The sequence below is a fragment of the Microvirga antarctica genome (assembly GCF_017921815.1).
In the GTDB taxonomy this organism is placed as follows: domain Bacteria; phylum Pseudomonadota; class Alphaproteobacteria; order Rhizobiales; family Beijerinckiaceae; genus Microvirga; species Microvirga antarctica.
Genome location: NZ_JAGEMM010000111.1, coordinates 1 through 288, shown reverse-complemented (window position 1 = coordinate 288; position 288 = coordinate 1). Strand labels below are relative to the sequence as shown.

Genomic DNA, 288 nt, shown 5'->3' with positions numbered 1-288 from the left:
TGGCTGCCATCGTGTTATCCATCGACGACATTGAACACGGAAAACTCGATGAAATCGACGCAACGGGTTACGGTATTCCCGTGTTTGTCGCGACTCATGACGAAGGACGCGTACCGCCTGAGTATTTGCCGCGTATCTCTGGTGTATTCGAATATAATGAATCCCGTACTGCCTTCTATGGTCGCCAGTTGGAAACCGCAGCAAGCCACTACGAAACGCAGTTACGTCCGCCGTTTTTCCGCGCGCTGGTGGATTATGTCAACCAGGGCAACAGCGCATTTGACTGCC

General features: G+C 52.4%; 1 protein-coding gene. It reads left to right on the top strand.

What is annotated here, in order from left to right; genetic code table 11:
- On the top strand, positions 1–288 hold a 288-nt coding region (locus tag J4G32_RS21070; RefSeq protein ID WP_281413604.1), incomplete at both ends, for an Orn/Lys/Arg decarboxylase N-terminal domain-containing protein.